Raw genomic sequence first — 14,727 nt, 5'->3', positions numbered from 1 at the left:
GCGATGACGATCTTCATCGACCCGAGGGATCACGACGCGGTGCTGATCGAACTAGACGGCTTGCTCTGCGCCCCGGCCCACAGCCATCCGTACCGCCGGGTCAGTCAATTCGTGCGTGAGCTGCGATCAGCCGGGGTGCGCGCCGCGTTGTACTGCTCGGCAGGTGGTGGTGCGGAGAAGCTCGCGTCGACCGGGCTGAACTCCTTCTTCGCGGCGGTGTGCGACGGTCCGGCGCTGGCTGCGGCACGGGATCTCGGGCTGTCCCCGAACCGATGTGTCGTCGTCGACCCGACACCGCAGGGCATCACCACCGCCCGCGAGGCCGGATTCGGGCTCGTGATCGCGTTGGACAGGTCAGAGGATGCCGACCACCGGGTGAACACCGACGCCGATGCGGTGGTGCCGGATGTCACCGTCATCAACATCCGTGGCGGCTTCGACTCCGTCGCCACGATGCCCGACGCCCTCACGTCCTTCGATCAGATCGCTTCCCTGGTGGCGTTGCGGCGCCCCGTCGTGCTCCTCGACTTCGACGGCACGGTGTCCGAGATCGTCGGCGATCCGGACAAGGCGGTCCTCCTGCCGCGCGCAGCCGAGGCCGTCGCGGCGTTGGCCTCGCGCTGCCCGGTCGCGTTCCTCAGCGGCCGCCGTCTCGACGATCTGCGCCTGCGAGTCGACCTGACGGGGGTGTGGCTCGGTGGCAACCACGGCGTCGAACTGGCCTCCGCGGACGGCATCCGCTACACCAATCCCTGCGCGACAGACGCGCTGCGCTCGCTGACCTCCGTCGTCCCCGATCTCACAGCACGTCTCGGTGGCGTGCAGGGCGTGTCCATCGAGAACAAGGGTTTCGCGCTCGCGGTGCACTACCGCCACGTTCCGGACGGATCCGTCGATGCCGTGATCGCCGCGGTCCGCGACATCGGGCGCTCGCAGGGTCTGCGGATCTCGCAGGGCCGCAAAGTGATCGAACTCCGTCTCGATGTCGACTGGGACAAGGGGCGGGCAGTCGATTGGCTGCTCACCCAGATCGACGGAGCGGACCTGACGTTGCCCATCTACATCGGCGACGACAGCACCGACGAAGACGCCTTCGATGCGCTGCGACACAACGGGATCGGCATCGCCGTTCGGCAGAGCGTCGATGACACACGGCGATCTTCTGCGCGGTTCTGTCTCGCCGATCCAGACGCCGTGTGCACCTTCTTGTCTCGCCTGGGCGATCGACTCGCTGCCGACGACGAAGCCACCGCTGGTGACTCCTGGAGCCTGGTGTTCGACGGCTACCGCCCGGCCGAGGAACGGCTTCGAGAGGCGTTGTGTACGACGGGTAATGGTTACCTGGGCCTGCGTGGCGCGGCGCCCGAGGCCGACGCCGGACAGTTCCACTACCCCGGGCACTACGTCGCCGGCGTGTACAACCGCCTCGCCGACACGGTGGCGGGCACACCCGTGACCAATGAGAGTCTGGTCAACCTGCCGAACTGGCTCCCTGTCACCTATCGCATCGACGGGGGAGCCTGGCTCGACGTCGACCGCTGCCCGCCGATGTCCTACCGCGTGACGTTCGATCTGCGCAGGGCCACCTTGGTGCGTGAATTCACTGTCCGCGACGACATGGGACGCACGACGGAGGTCACGCAACGCCGCTTCGTCTCGATGGAACAACCGCACGTGGCGGCCATGCACACGGTCATCCGATCCGTGGACTGGTCGGGTCTGCTGGAAATCCGATCCACCGTGGACGGGGGCGTCGCCAACACCGGCGTCGAGCGCTACCGCGAACTGTCGTCGCGCCACGTCGCCGTCACCGACATGCGGGAACTCTCCGACGACACGGTGATGCTGGCTGCGGAGACCACTCAATCGAAGATTCGAATCGCGATCTCCGTGCGCGCTGTCGCGCGATGTGCCGGGCGGCTCACCGGTGCGCGCGATGTCCGGCGCATGCCGATCGTGGGTGGCGACCGCGTCGGCCATCACTTCTCGGTCGAGGTGTCGGCGGGGGACGAGACGGTCGTGGAGAAGACCGCGTGTGTGTTCACCAGCCGCGACCACGGGATCTCCGAACCTGTGGAGGCAGCCGTCCGAGAGATCCAGCGTGCAGGCAGCTTTGCCGACCTGCACCACAGGCACCAGCTGGCCTGGGCCCAGTTGTGGGAGTACTTCAGCATCGACGTCAGCGGTGACGTCGACATGCTGCGGATCGCGCGTCTGCACAAGCTCCACCTGCTTCAGACGTTGTCCAACCACACTGCGGACCTCGACGTCGGTGTGCCCGCGCGCGGCCTGCACGGCGAGGCATACCGCGGTCACGTCTTCTGGGACGAGCTGTTCGTCTTTCCCGTCACGAACCTGCGCATGCCCGAGGTCACCCGCTCACTGTTGATGTACCGCTACCGGCGACTGCCAGAGGCGCGACTCGCCGCGCGCGAACGCGGATACCGGGGCGCCATGTTCCCGTGGCAATCGGGCAGCAGTGGCTGCGAGGAGAGCCCGCATGTTCACCTCAACCCCCGGTCGGGTCGGTGGAACCCGGATTCCAGCAATCGCGCGCACCATGTCGGCATCGCGGTCGCCTACAACATCTGGCAGTACTACCAGGTGACCGGTGACTCGGGGTTCCTGATCGATTACGGCGCGGAGATGCTCGCCGAGATCGCGCGGTTCTGGGTGAGTCTGGCCAGGTTCGACAGCACCCGCAATCGCTACGTCATCACCGGCGTGATCGGCCCCGACGAGTTCCACTCCGGCTATCCCGGGGCTGATTACGACGGGATCGACAACAACGCGTACACCAATGTGATGGTCGTCTGGGTGATCCTGCGAGCGCTGGAAACGCTGGACCGGGTACCGCTGTCCTTCCGGTTGACGTTGCTGGAGACGTTGGACATCGGAGATGACGACATCGTGCGATGGGAAGACGTCAGCCGCAGGATGTTCGTCCCGTTCCACGACCGTGTCATCAGCCAGTTCGAGGGATACGAGACGTTGCGCGAACTCGATTGGGACGCCTATCGGATCCGCTATGGGAACCTTCAGCGGCTCGATCGGATCCTCGAGGCCGAGAACGACAGCGTCAACAACTACCGGGCAGCCAAGCAGGCGGACACCGTGATGTTGTTCTACCTGTTGTCGGCCGACGAACTGTACGAGTTGTTCGAGCGACTCGGCTACTCCTTCACTCCGGACCAGATCCCGGCGACCATCGATTACTACAGGGCGCGGACCTCGCACGGTTCGACGCTGAGCGCCGTCGTCCACTCCTGGGTGACGGCTCGCGGTGACCGCGCCGAGGCGATGACGTACTTCCGGCAGGTGCTGAACTCTGATGTGGTCGACATCCAGGGCGGCACCACCGCCGAAGGGATCCATCTCGCTGCGATGGCGGGCAGTATCGATCTGCTGCAACGATGCTTCACCGGTCTGGAACTGCGCAGGGACCGCATCGTGGTGGGACCGCTGTGGCCGGAATCGCTCGGCCGCCTGACTTTTCCGTTCCGGTATCGCGGGCATCGCCTCCGGTTGAGTGTCCGCGGACGCAGCGCGACCCTCGGCGCCGAACCGGGCGACGTGCCGCCTGTGGTCGTCGAGTGCCGCGGGGCGCAGCAGACCCTCGTCGCGGGCGGCACCGTCCACTTCAGCCACTGACGCTCGTGTCCAACGGACGGAGGAAGTGAGGACTTTGGCCCGCAGATCATGGGGGACGACGGTGCCTACATTCGGTGGATGACCGTTACCCGCGAGGCCCACAGGAACCAACCGCATCGCGTGTTCCGGGACCGGCGGGAAGCCGGCCGGGTTCTCGCCGGGCTGCTCGGTGCGTACCGCGGCCGCGAGGGCGTCGTCGTGCTCGGGCTGGCCCGCGGGGGTATCCCCGTCGCGTGGGAAGTGGCTGCTGCCCTGGGGGTTCCGCTCGACGCGTTCATCGTGCGCAAGCTCGGCGCCCCGGGCCACGACGAATTCGCCATGGGCGCGCTGGCGAGCGGCGGCCGCGTCGTCCTCAACGACGATGTGGTCCGCGCACTGGGCGTCACACCGCAGCAACTGCGCGACATCGCCGAACGAGAAGGCCGCGAACTGCTCCGACGCGAGGCGGCCTACCGCCGCGGGCGCCCCCCACTGGAGTTGGCGGGCAAGACGGTCATCCTCGTCGACGACGGCCTGGCCACCGGATCGAGCATGCTGGCTGCCGTGTCCGCGCTGCGCGAGATGGACGCGGGCGAGCTCGTCATCGCGGTGCCGGCCGCACCAGAGTCCACGTGCCGCGAGTTCGCCGGACTCGTCGATGACGTCGTCTGCGCCACCATGCCGACACCGTTTCGCGCTGTCGGAGAATCATTCTGGGATTTCAGCCAGGTCAGCGACGACGAGGTTCGCGACCTTCTCGCGACGCCGACGACCGGATTCGCGACTGCGCGTATCCGGTTGGCCGAGACGCCGGCCGAGGTCATCGCGCGCACCGCCGTCGACGCTCCCGCCGGTGTGCCGCCGCACGAAGCGCTCGACGAAGTCATCGGCGACGCCCGCATCGTGCTGATCGGAGAGAGCACGCACGGCACGCGGGAGTTCTACGAGGCGCGGGCCGAGATCACCAAGTGGCTCATCGAGGAGAAGGGCTTCTGCGCCGTCGCCGCTGAAGCAGACTGGCCGGATGCCTACCGGGTGAATCGCTACGTGCGGGGCGAGGGTACAGACGGATCGGCTGACGAGGCGCTGAGCGGCTTCGAACGCTTCCCGGGCTGGATGTGGCGCAACACCGCGGTGCGCGATTTCGCCGGGTGGCTCAAGGCCCACAACGCTGCGCAGCGAGGCGGCGGGCACCGGGAAACCGGCTTCTACGGCCTCGATCTGTACAGCCTGCACCGATCGATGCGCGAGGTCGTGACGTATCTGGAGAATGTCGATCCGGCAGCGGCGCAACGGGCGCGCCATCGGTATGCATGCTTCGACCACGCCTCGGCCGACGACGGCCAGGCGTACGGATTCGCCGCCGCGTTCGGTGCCGGCCTGTCATGCGAACGTCAGGCTGTCGAACAGCTGGTGGAGATGCAGCGCAGCATGCTGGACTACGTTCGCCGCGACGGGATGTCGGCCGAGGACGAGCACTTCTACGCTCAACAGAACGCGCAGACGGTCCGAGACGCCGAGGTCTACTATCGCGCGATGTTCGGCGGACGGGTGTCCTCCTGGAATCTGCGGGACCGCCACATGGCCCACACCCTGGAGGCATTGCTGGCCCATCTGGACCGTCACGGCGATCAGGCGCCGGCACGGATCGTGGTGTGGGCACACAACTCTCACGTCGGTGATGCGCGCGCAACCGAGGTCGGAGCGGATGGTCAGCTCACCCTCGGGCAGCTGGCGCGGCAGACGTGGGGCGAGCGGGTGCGGTTGATCGGTTTCACCACTCACTCCGGCTCGGTCACCGCCGCCAGCGAGTGGGGCGGTCCGGCGGAGCGCAAGGTCGTGCGCCCGGCGTTGAACGGCAGCGTCGAAGAGTTGTTCCACGAAGCCGGCACGCCCGAGTTCCTGATATCGCCGCTCATCAGCCGGGCGGCCGCCGAACCGCTGGACGCAGTCAGGCTCGGGCGGGCGATCGGCGTCATCTACCTACCGGCCACCGAACGGCAGAGCCACTACTACCACGTGCGACCGCGCGAGCAGTTCGACGCCATCATCCACATCGATCGGACCACGGCGCTCGAGCCGCTCGAGGTGACCAGCACGTGGGTTGCCGGGGAAACGCCCGAGACCTATCCGTCCGGCCTGTGAGCGAGCCGCGCGTCGTCACGTTGACGATGAACTCGGCGCTGGACGTCACCGTCGATGCCGACACCGTCCGTCCCACCGACAAGATCCGTTGCCGCACACCGCGCTACGACGCAGGTGGCGGCGGGGTGAACGTGGCGCGATTCGCGCATGTCCTCGGTGCCGACGTCACGGCGATCTTCACCGCAGGTGGTTTCACCGGCGCCCGCATCGTCGACATCGTCGCTGCCACCGGGGTGTCGGCCACGCCGGTCCCGATCCTCGGTGCGACGCGCGAGAGTTTCACCGTCAACGAGCGCGCGACGGGCGAGCAGTACCGGTTCGTGCTGCCCGGTCCGTTCCTGACACCTGACGAGCAGATCCAGTGCCTCGACGCGGTACGGCGTGCTGCGAGAGGGGCCCACTACGTGGTGGCCTCCGGGAGTCTGCCGCCGGGCGTGCCGCCCGACTTCTATCAACGCGTGGCCGACATCTGCGCCGCACAGGACGCCGCCCTGATCCTCGACACCTCAGGGGGCGGGCTCGCCCATGTCACCTCCGGCGTCCACGTGCTCAAGCCGAGCCTGCGCGAGCTCCGCGAATGCGTGGGCCGCAACCTGGACACCGCAGCAGACCAGCGGGCTGCTGCGCGCGAACTCGTCGATCGAGGTGTCGCAGACGCGGTCGTGGTGTCGCTCGGGGCCGATGGTGCTCTGCTGGTCACGGCTACCGCGAGCGAGACGTTCCCGGCGGTCGAGGTGCTCGGTGTCAGCGGCGTCGGCGCGGGAGACGCGCTGGTGGCCGGCATCGTGGTCGGTCTGTCGAAGAGGTGGGAGTTGACAGAGGCGGTGCGGCTGGGGATCGCCGCGGCCGCAGCGAAACTGCAGACACCGGGCACGTCGGAGTTCAGCGCTGACGAGGTCGAGAAGATCTACGCCGAGGTCGCCTGAGCTCCACCGGTGACGAGCACCGTCACCGCAGGCACGCCAGACCTGCCATCGCGCACGCCTCGTCCTGTGCCGCACTTGCGCCGCTGACTCCGATGCCGCCCACGACGATCCCGTCGACGGTGACGGGCACCCCGCCACCGAAGATCACGAACCGTCCGCCGGCATTGGCGTGCAGTCCGAACAATTCGCCGCCGGGCGCTGCCAGTCGAGCCAGTTCGGATGTGGCGATCCGGTTCGCGACCGCGGTGAAGGCCTTGTCCACGGCGAGCGTCGGCCCGGCGATCTCCGCGCCGTCCATCCGCCCGAAAGCGATCAGGTGTCCGCCGGCATCCACCACCGCGGCCGAGACGAGAACAGCTTGCCGGCCGGCTTCGGCGTGGGCGGCGGCAACCATGCGCAGCGCGGTCGCCAGGTCGATGGTCATGGGGTGAACTTACTGTGCGGCCGCCGAGCGCTCCGTGCGGCTAGCGACGCTACGTGCGCTAGTGGTGGTACCGTGCGCCATGACCATCGAGGATCGCCGGGCACGCGAACGTGCTGCGCGGCGGCAGCTCATCGTCAGCACCGCTCGGTCACTCGCTGAGGCGGAAGGCTGGGACGCGGTCACCACACGACGGCTGTCCCAGGAGATCGAATACAGCCAACCCGTGCTGTACAAACACTTTCAGGGCATGGATCAGATCGCCGAAGCCGTCGCCGTCGACGGTTTCGCGGAGCTCGCCGAGGCCATCGGCGACGCCCGCGCCGCGGGCGGGCAGGCGCGCGATGTACTGATCCGCATCGCGCAGCGCTACCTGGCGTTCGCCCGCACCCACCCGGCGGTCTACGACGCGATGTTCACCCGCGCGACCACGCTGCGCTTCGCCGCCGACGGGACGCCCGCGTCGCTGACGTCGGCGTTCGATCAGTTGCGCGGCGCGGTAGCCGATGTGGCGGCCGGGCGGGACGCCGACGATCTGACCGAGGTGCTGTGGGCGGCCCTGCACGGCCTGGTCGTGCTCGGTCGGACGGGCCGGCTGCGCGCCGACCGAGACGAGGCGCGGATCACGGTGCTGGTCGACCAGATGTGCCGGTGACATGGCGGCCGTGTCCTGCGGGTTTCCCTCCGCGTGCAGTGGGTACGGTGGGGCCGATGACGTCGCAGTTCGAGGGCGGTGACCGGTGAGCACGAGACGTGAACTCGTCGCAGCGCGCGACGACGCCACGCAGCTGGTGCGCGTGATCGTCGGCATCGGTTCCGACCTGGATCTCGGAGTCACGTTGCGCCGGATCGTGAGCGCGGCCGTCGAGCTCAGCGAAGCGCGCTACGGGGTGTTCGCGATCCGTCAAAGTGACAGCAGGACGCCGACGTTCGTCTGCGCAGGCATCGACGACAGCGCGCACCAGGATGTGCTCCGGCGGCTCACCCTGGTCTCGGTCGGCGACGGACTTCGGATCGACGACCTCTCGCGGCAGAACCGCTATCTGGATCTGCGGATCGCCACCGAGCCGCTCAGTGCCCTGCTGGCCGTACCGATCATGGTGCGTGACAATAAATTCGGCACGCTCTACCTGCTCCACGATGAACCAGGGAAAACCTTTTCCGACCTGCAGGATGCCGCGGTGCGGGCGATGGCCACCGCAGCCGCGTCGGCGATCGACAACGCCCGGCTGTTCGAGCGCGAACGGGAAGCGGCGAAGTGGACGAAGGCCAGCCGTGAGATCACCACCGCGTTGCTCTCCGGTGACCCGCAGACCGGACCGTTGCAGTTGATCGTCGACCTGGCACTGGAACTGGCCGATGCCGAGCAGGCCATCCTGCTGGTCCCCAGCGAACCCGACCTCCCCGCCGATCACCCCGCGACCCTCGTCGTGGCCGCGACCGCGGGCCGGTACGCGGCCGAGGTGATCGGCCGTCAGGTCCCGATGGACGGGTCCACCACGGGCGGCGTGGCGCGTCGCGGACTGCCGTTGATCACCGACTCGTTCCAGTACCCGATCGAGGGGTTCACCGACGTTGGGGAGCGGTCGGCGATCGTGATGCCGCTGATGGCCGACGACACGATGCTCGGCGTCATCGCCGTCGCCCGCCGCCCGCTGCAGCCGCCCTTCGGTAACGACTATCTCGAACTGGTCAGCGATTTCGCTCGCCACGCCGCCCTCGCGCTCGCCCTGGCGGCGAGCCGCGAGAATGCGCTCAATCGCCAACTCGCACAAGCGGAAACAGTGGATGACGCGCTCAGGGCGGCAGTCGACGAGCTGCGTCGACTGTGGCGAGCCCAGCAGGTCATGGCGGTGACCTTCGCCGAGGGCGGGTCCGGAGGCGAGCCCCGGGTCGTCAGCTGCACCGAACCGATGCGATGGTCGCAACTGCCCTCCGAGGTGCAGGACCAGATTCGCGACATCCGCGGCGGTGACCTGCTCGCCCCGGTGATTCCGCAGCCGGGCGTGGCGGCGGTGGCGATCCAGCATCCCGACGGTGTTCTGGTGGTGCGGATCGAGCTGGCCGAAACCCGCGCTTTCACGCTCGAGGACCAGACTCTGCTGACCGTGCTGGCCGGCCGGTTGAGCCAGGGGCTGCACCGGGTGCACCAGGTGGATCAGCAGCGCGAGACCGCGCTGGCGCTCCAGCATGCGATTCTCGGCCCGGCCCGGCTGCCGCAAGGGTTCGCGGTCCGCTACGAGGCGGCGAGCCGGCCCCTGCAGGTGGGCGGAGACTGGTTCGACGTCGTCGATCTCGACGACGGCCGTATCGCCCTGATCGTGGGCGACTGCGTGGGCCACGGTCTGACCGCTGCCACCATCATGGGGCAGGTGCGGAGTGCCTGTCGGGCACTGCTTTTCGACAATCCCAGCCCCGCGGCGACGCTGTCGCGACTGGACCGTTTCGCGGCACGCCTTCCCGGTGCGCAATGCACCACCGCGGTGTGCGTCATCCTCGACACCGCCACCGGGGAGCTGGTCTACTCCAGCGCCGGGCATCCGCCGCCGGCACTGGTTCTGGCCGACGGTTCCGTCGAGGTGCTCGACGGGGGACACACCATCGCGTTGGGGGTTCGCACCGGCCATCCGCGGCCGGAAGCCTGGGCCGTCGTGCCCGCCGGGGCGACGCTGATGCTCTACACCGATGGCCTCGTCGAGCGGCGGGGGGCGACGCTGGACGACGGTCTCCTCCGGGCCCTCGAGGTGGTCCGCGAGCATCGCGGCGCGGCGCTCGACGAGGTCGTCGACACCGTCATGGCCGGGCTGGCGCCCGCCGGTGGCTATCACGACGACGTCGTCTTGCTCCTGTACCGGCCCACCGCACCGCTGGAGCGAACGTTTCCGGCCCACGCCGAGCAGTTGGCACCCGCCCGCGCCGCGTTGCGCGACTGGTTGCACCACGCCGGAGTCGGACCCCACCAGGTCGTCGACATCCTGGTCGCCACCGGCGAGGCGGTGGCTAACGCCATCGAGCACGGGCACCGTGACGATCCAGACGGAACCGTGGCACTGCGGGCGAGCGCTACCGCCGATCGGGTCCGGGTGACCATCACCGATTCCGGCGCCTGGAAGGTACCGGATGACGTGCCCGATTCGACGCGTGGCCGCGGGGTCACGCTGATGCGCCTGCTGATGGACGACATCACCGTCGACCACGACGAGGCAGGAACCACCGTCAATCTGTCCGCGAGGATTCTTTGATGCCGACACAGCTTTCCTTCGACGTCGTGGCGGGCGCCGGGGACCTTCGATTGGTCGCGGCGGGCGAGATCGACCTCAGCAACATCGGCGCCTTCAGACAGGCACTGGCCGACGTCACCGCGGAGGCGACGCGATCGGGTGCGCCGTTGACCGTCGACCTCGCCGGGGTGGGATATCTGGACAGCGCCGCGATCAACGTGCTGTACGCCGCGGCCGACGGCATCGCCGTGATCGTTGCCCCGCCCCTGCTGATGACGACATTGCGCGTCAGTGGTGTCGCGGAGATCATCACCGTCGACGTGGCGTCAGCCGAGCCCGCCGGTCCGGCGTCCTGACTGCGCGCCTTGCCTGGACGTACCGGCATTGGCACTCTCGGTGGGTGCCCCCTCGTGTCCTGACCGCCGTCGCTCGCCGGTCGCTGCCGGTGGCGGCCGCCGTGCTCGGCCTGGTCGCGACGCTCGCCGTCCCGCCCGGGCCGGACGCCGGGTCCGCGCTGTCCCCGGCGTACGCCGCGCCGGTCCACGGGTATCCGGGCCCACCGCCGGGCGATCTGGGCCAGGTCTCGGCTCTGATGACATCCGCGATCGCGCGTCGCCAGCTGCCCGGCGCGGTGGTGATGGTCGGCCATCGCGGCCAGGTCGCGCTGTTGGATGCCTATGGGGTGCGCAAGCCGGCGGGCGAACCGGGTGTCGACGGTGTCGCCACGCCCGCCGAGCCGATGACCGTCGACACCGTGTTCGACATCGCGTCACTGACCAAGGTCCTCGCCACGGCGACCGCGGTCATGCAGCTCTACGAGCAGGGGCGGGTGCGTCTCGACGATCCCGTGCAGCGGTATCTGCCGGCGTTCAATCCGGCACGCGATCCCCGCCGAACGGACGTCACCGTACGGACCCTGCTCACCCATACCTCGGGCCTGCCGGGCGATGTGAACCTCGACGACCCGTGGGGGCTCACCCACGAGAACCGGTCCGAAGGTCTGCGGCGCGCGCTCACCGCGCCGCTGGAGGCGCCGCCCGGTGCGGCATTCCGCTACTCCGACATCAACTTCGAGCTCCTCGGCGCGCTCGTCGAGGCGGTGACCGGTGAGCCGGAGAACGCTTATGTGCGACGAAACGTGTTCGCCCCGTTGGGGATGACCGACACCCGATACCTGCCCTCGGCCGGACCCGTGGCACGCAACGGCGCACTACTGCGCCGCATCGCACCGACGCGGCTCGACACCGAGGGCCGGCCGTCGACCAATCCGCACTTCGGTTCGGTGATGCGCGGCGTCGTCGACGACCCGACATCGCGTCGCATGGGTGGGGTGGCCGGTCACGCCGGCGTGTTCTCCACAGCGGCCGACGTCGGACTCTTCGCCCAGGCGCTGCTGGACCGATTAGCCGGGCGTCCCAGCGCTTTTCCCCTTCGACAGGCGACACTGCAGACGATGACGGCGCCGAACAGGCCGAGCGCGCCGGGACCCTTCCGTGCGGTGCGTGGGCTCGGCTGGGACATCGACACCGGATACTCCGGCTCGCGCGGCACTCTCTTTCCAGTCGGCAGTTTCGGGCACACCGGGTTCACCGGCACCTCGCTGTGGATCGACCCCGGGTCGGACACCTACGTCGTGGTCCTGTCCAACGCCGTGCACACCCCCGGCAGCCCGCCGATCTCCCGGCTGGCCGGCGCCGTGGCCACCGCCGCGGCCCGCGCCCTGGGCGTCGCGCACCCGCGATGACGCCGACCGCAGAACGTGACTTCCGGCCCTAAACGGGAGCCGCGCGGGCACGTAGCAAGGACGTATGAGCCATAGCGTCGCGCCGTCCCCGACCATCGATGTCACCGTCAGCGGAGATCTACCCGGCGCCGCCGACTACGCCCGCAGAAAAGTCGGTGAGCTGGGCCGGATGTCGCATCGTCCGGTCCTCTCCGCCCGGGTACGGCTGAGCAGGCACCACGATCCCGCAGTCGAAGCGCCGGTGATCGCGCAAGCCAACCTGGACGTCGACGGCAGGCTGGTCCGCGCCCAGGTGCACGCGGCCACCGCGCGGGAGGCGGTGGATCTCCTCGAGGCCAGACTGCGTCGTCAGCTCGAGCATTTCGCCGTCCGACGGGGTGATCGCAGTGCCGGCGTGCCCCCGTGGCGCAGAGAACCACGGGCGGCCCAGCTGCGCGTCAACGTCACACCGGCCACCACAGAGGGGCGGCTGGTCCGCCGCAAGACCTACGCGATGACGCCCTGCACAGTCGACGACGCGGTCGCGGAGATGGAATTGCTGGACTACGACTTCCACCTGTTCACCGAGATCGGCTCGCACACGGTCGGTCTGCTGTATCGCACCGCCGGCGGCGGCTACCGGCTCGCGCTGGTGTCTCCGTCGGTGGCCGGCCACCTGGCGCCGTTCGAACACGCCGTGACCGTGAGTCCTCACCCTCTCGCGTGCCTGCGGGAGCAGGATGCCCCGGAACGGTTGCGTCTCTTGGGTGTTCCGTTCCTGTTCTTCATCGACGCCGAAGCCGGCCGCGCCTGCGTGCTCTACCACCGGTACGACGGTCAGTACGGATTGATCACCCCCGCGGCGTAGCGCGGCCCGCAGGTCCCCTCGCTGCAGGTCTTTAGACCCTCTACATCACCCGGCGTCAGACGACATGCTGATGAGCGGAACCATTGCGACGAGCCGATGAGGACGGACACCGATGACCTCTGACGCACCGAGCCCCACCATCCTCCGGTGGGCACTGGCGCAGGCTGTCGAGGCGCCGTCCGTCCACAACTCGCAACCGTGGTTGTGGCGGGTCGGTGAGCGCAGCGTCGACCTCTACGCCAATCCCGACCTGGCGCTTCCCCACACCGATCCCGATGCGCGCGACCTGATCCTCAGCTGCGGTGCGGCACTGAACCACGTGCAGATCGCCCTGGCGGCAGTGGGGTGGCAGGCGAAGATCCGCCGATTTCCCGACGCGGAGAGGCCCGATCACCTCGCGACCGCAGAACTGCGCCGGTACCGGCCCGTGGAGGCAGACATCGTCCTCGCCTCCGCCATTCCGCGGCGGCGCACAGACCGGCGCAACTACAGCAGCAGGCCGGTACCCGGCGCTGCGATCGCCCTGATGGGGGCACGTGCGGCCCGAGCGGGTGTGATGCTGCGGCAGTTCGACGAGCTGACCACGCTCAAGCGGCGGGTGATCGACGCCGAAGGGCGACACCACGACGATCCCGGCTACGTGGCCGAATTGACCACCTGGAGTGGTCGATACGGGTCCACCGCCGGCGTCCCTGCCCGCAGCGCGCCACACACAGACCCGCGGGCCGTGATCCCCGCTCGCATCTTCGCCGGCGCCGCACTCGAGCAACCGGCCGACGCCGAACCCACCGAGGACAATGCCGCGGTCCTCGCGTTGGGCACCGTCGCCGATGACCGCATGTCACAGTTGCGTGCCGGAGAGGCGACCAGCCTGGTGCTGCTGACCGCCACCGCCGCGGGTCTGGCGAGCTGCCCGATCACCGGGCCGCTGGAGATACCGGACATCAGGGCCGCCGTGGCACAGGATGTCTTCGGCTCCAGCGGTCACGCGCAGATGTTGCTGCGCATCGGGTGGGCGCCGGCCCACGCCGAGGCCCTACCCAGAACACCGCGCCGGCCGCTGAACCAGGTCGTCACCTGGCTCAGTCGCGAGCGAGCCGGATAGTCGCGACCGCGGAGTCATCATGTCTTTCCTAGCAACCACATTCGGCGTCTGGACGAGACGTCTGTCGGGCCGCCACCCGCTGGTGCGGTTCAGCGACCGCGTCGAGGCGATGGGGCTGTTGGTCGTCATCGCCGTGGCGGTCTTCGCTCTTCTGCCCGCTGCATCGCTCAAAGAATCTGTCGAACAACAGTTTTCGCAGTCGTTCGCGGTGCAGCGCGCCGAGCGCATGCCCGTCGAGGCGATCGTCACGGGCGACAGTCAGGTGACGGCGCAGCTCTACGACACCTCCTATCTCTCGCCGATCCGGTGGCAGGTCGACGGCGTCACGCACACCGACGAGATGCGGACACCGAAGATGACCGCGGGCGATCACATCATGATCTGGGTCGACTCCGCGGGAGACCGGCGGGCAGCACCCCTGACCGACAGAGACGCAGCCGTGCAGGCAGCGATCGCAGCGGTGGCGGTGTGGGTCACGATCACCGGTGCCGCGGTCGGCGCGTGGGCGGGCATGCGGATGCGACTCGATCGAGGCCGCCACGCCGACTGGGACCGTGACCTGCGCCGTCTGACCGACAACGGCGGCCGCACCAACAACACCGCCTGATCGCCGCCCGAGTGAGATAGGTCCCCGTCGCAGAGGACATCGTTCCCTTCCACAGGTCACGGCCACACCTGACAGTGGGAG

General features: G+C 68.7%; 11 protein-coding genes. 10 read left to right on the top strand and 1 reads right to left on the bottom strand.

Going from position 1 to position 14,727, the window contains the following annotated elements; all coding sequences use genetic code 11:
* Positions 1–3: 3 nt before the first annotated feature.
* The 3 genes from otsB to DMB80_RS10230 all read left to right on the top strand — a co-directional run bounded on the left by otsB (position 4) and on the right by DMB80_RS10230 (position 6,701).
* A complete protein-coding gene (otsB, locus tag DMB80_RS10240; protein WP_111509771.1) occupies positions 4–3,651 on the top strand; it encodes a trehalose-phosphatase in 3,648 nt (1,215 codons plus the stop codon).
* 78 nt (positions 3,652–3,729) lie between these two features.
* Positions 3,730–5,775 carry an erythromycin esterase family protein gene (locus tag DMB80_RS10235; protein ID WP_111509770.1) on the top strand — a complete coding sequence of 682 codons (2,046 nt, stop codon included), beginning with the start codon at positions 3,730–3,732 and terminating at the stop codon, positions 5,773–5,775.
* Complete coding sequence (locus tag DMB80_RS10230; RefSeq protein ID WP_276131530.1) at positions 5,772–6,701, top strand: 1-phosphofructokinase family hexose kinase; 930 nt, start codon at positions 5,772–5,774, stop codon at positions 6,699–6,701. Before DMB80_RS10235 ends, DMB80_RS10230 begins: the two co-directional genes overlap by 4 nt.
* Positions 6,702–6,723: 22 nt before the next feature.
* On the opposite strand, the gene DMB80_RS10225 is transcribed toward DMB80_RS10230, so the two are convergent.
* Positions 6,724–7,125 (bottom strand): GlcG/HbpS family heme-binding protein, encoded by a 402-nt coding sequence (locus DMB80_RS10225; RefSeq protein ID WP_111509742.1) that lies wholly within the window; start codon positions 7,123–7,125, stop codon positions 6,724–6,726.
* A 79-nt stretch (positions 7,126–7,204) separates the two neighbouring features.
* Between DMB80_RS10225 and DMB80_RS10220 the strand changes: the two genes are divergently transcribed.
* The 7 genes from DMB80_RS10220 (at position 7,205) to DMB80_RS10190 (ending at position 14,646) form a co-directional block, all read left to right on the top strand.
* Positions 7,205–7,777: a TetR/AcrR family transcriptional regulator gene (locus tag DMB80_RS10220; RefSeq protein WP_111509741.1), complete on the top strand. Its 573-nt coding sequence runs from the start codon at positions 7,205–7,207 to the stop codon at positions 7,775–7,777.
* Positions 7,778–7,862: 85 nt separating this feature from the next.
* Positions 7,863–10,364: a SpoIIE family protein phosphatase gene (locus DMB80_RS10215; protein ID WP_111509740.1), complete on the top strand. Its 2,502-nt coding sequence runs from the start codon at positions 7,863–7,865 to the stop codon at positions 10,362–10,364.
* Entirely contained in the window at positions 10,364–10,699 is a 336-nt protein-coding gene (locus DMB80_RS10210) for an STAS domain-containing protein (protein ID WP_111509739.1), read from the top strand. Before DMB80_RS10215 ends, DMB80_RS10210 begins: the two co-directional genes overlap by 1 nt.
* 44 nt (positions 10,700–10,743) lie before the next feature.
* Positions 10,744–12,087 (top strand): serine hydrolase domain-containing protein, encoded by a 1,344-nt coding sequence (locus tag DMB80_RS10205; protein WP_240431105.1) that lies wholly within the window; start codon positions 10,744–10,746, stop codon positions 12,085–12,087.
* 64 nt (positions 12,088–12,151) lie between these two features.
* Entirely contained in the window at positions 12,152–12,934 is a 783-nt protein-coding gene (locus tag DMB80_RS10200) for a ribosome hibernation promotion factor (RefSeq protein ID WP_111509738.1), read from the top strand.
* Positions 12,935–13,046: 112 nt separating this feature from the next.
* Entirely contained in the window at positions 13,047–14,039 is a 993-nt protein-coding gene (locus DMB80_RS10195) for an Acg family FMN-binding oxidoreductase (RefSeq protein ID WP_111509737.1), read from the top strand.
* Between the two features lie 19 nt (positions 14,040–14,058).
* Entirely contained in the window at positions 14,059–14,646 is a 588-nt protein-coding gene (locus tag DMB80_RS10190; protein ID WP_162938480.1) for an Rv1733c family protein, read from the top strand.
* Positions 14,647–14,727 lie beyond the last annotated feature (81 nt).

It is taken from the genome of Mycobacterium kyogaense (genome assembly GCF_003254575.1).
Taxonomy (GTDB): Bacteria; Actinomycetota; Actinomycetes; order Mycobacteriales; family Mycobacteriaceae; genus Mycobacterium; species Mycobacterium kyogaense.
Note: the sequence above shows the minus strand (reverse complement) of the source record. Positions and strands in the feature narration are given on the sequence as shown.